2 protein-coding genes are annotated in these 1,643 nt (G+C 65.9%); both read right to left on the bottom strand.

Annotated features, from left to right (window positions below):
- Positions 1–226, bottom strand: a 226-nt coding sequence (locus tag QZH66_RS15810; RefSeq protein ID WP_305806849.1) for a cbb3-type cytochrome c oxidase subunit II, incomplete at its 3' end; no start/stop codon positions are given.
- 22 nt (positions 227–248) lie between these two features.
- Positions 249–1,643, bottom strand: a 1,395-nt coding sequence (locus tag QZH66_RS15805) for a cbb3-type cytochrome c oxidase subunit I (protein ID WP_305806848.1), incomplete at its 5' end; no start/stop codon positions are given.

Genomic DNA, 1,643 nt, shown 5'->3' with positions numbered 1-1,643 from the left:
CGCCCGGCACCGAGACGCGGCCCCAGCCGCGCTCGTGGTCGGGGCCCAGGTCGCGGTCGCGCGGTTGCTGGCTGTGGCAGTACACGCAGCCGTTGGCGATGTAGACCGCGCGCCCGCGCAGTTCGGCGCTGGTGTAGGGCTTGAGCCCCTCGGGCGGCACCACGTCGCGCACCTGCATGTAGGGCAACACCACCAGGGCGGAGGTGGCAATGGCCAGCGACACCATGGCGCCGGCAGCCAGCTTGACTTCATTTTCCATGGACGAGCTCCGCGGTCTTTTGCGGCGCAAACAGGGCCGCGCCCGTGCGCGTGGGCCCGAAGCGCAGCACCATGGCCAGGAAATGGCCGACAAAAATCAGGTGGCTGAGCACCATCAGCGAGCCGCCCACGCTGCGCCACTGCAGGTAGGGGATGGTGAGCGTGACCGACTCCATGAACGGCCGCGATGCATCGAGCATCGCCAGGCCCTGCAGCCAGCCGCCGATCGTCAGGCCGATGAAGTAGATGGCGATGCCAATGGCGGCGAGCCAGAACTGCAGCGTGATCAGCTTCGGGTAGGGCCACTCCCAGTTCAGCACGCGCGGCATCATGAAATAGATCGCGCCAAACAGCACCATGGTGACGAAGGCATAGGCGCCCAGGTGTGCGTGCGCCACCGTGAAGTGCGTGAAGTGCGCCACCTGGTTGATGGAGCGCAGCGCCTCGAACGAGCCCTGCAGCGACGACAGCATGTACATCAGGCCGCCGAACATCATGAAGCGCAGCGTGGGCGAATAGCGCGCCAGGTGCATGCGCCCCCACATGGTGCCCGCCATGTTGATGGTGAAGGCGAGCACCGGAATGATCATCATCATGCTCTGCACGATGGACAGCGTGGTCAGCCAGCCCGGGATCGGCCCGCCGATCAGGTGGTGGCCGCCGACCTGGCCGTAGAAGAACGCCAGCGTCCAGAACCCCAGGATGGACAGGTTGTACGAGCGCACCGGCCGGCCGATGATCTTGGGCAAAAAGTAATAGATCGCGCCCACGCTGACCGGCGTGAACCACAGGCCCAGCACGTTGTGGCCGTACCACCAGTTGGTGGTGGCCTGCTGCACGCCGGTGTGCACGCCGGGCAGCTTGCCGACGATGTACAGCAGCGCGATCCAGAGCAGCGCCGCCACCATGTACCAGACGCTCACATAGAGCGACTCGACCTTGCGGTTGACCAGCGTGAACAGCACCGGCCCGATGATGCAGACGAAGCCGGCGACGATGAAGATGCCGATCTGCCACGGGATCTCGAGGTATTCCATGCCATCGGTCCAGCCCGCGCCGATGGCGCCGATGCCGCTGGCGATGCCGGTGTTGATGAGCGCACCGCCGAGCATGACCCACAGCGCCCCGATCAGCGGCGTGCGCAGCAGGCGCGGCAGCAGCCAGACGATCATGCCCAGGGCGGCGTTGGTGATCCAGCCATACAGCACGGCGTTGAGGTGGATGGTGCGGATGCGCCCGAAAGTGAGCCAGGCCTCGCCCACCATCCAGTCGGGCTCGTGCAGCTTGATGGAAGACGTCAGCCCCGCCAGCGAACCCAGCACCAGCCAGAAACAGGCGAAGGCGATGAACATGAAGACCGGAAAGGCGGTGGAGCGGTCGGCCTC

Source organism: Stenotrophomonas sp. YIM B06876, from assembly GCF_030711595.1.
In the GTDB taxonomy this organism is placed as follows: Bacteria; Pseudomonadota; Gammaproteobacteria; order Xanthomonadales; family Xanthomonadaceae; genus Stenotrophomonas.
Note: the sequence above shows the minus strand (reverse complement) of the source record. Positions and strands in the feature narration are given on the sequence as shown.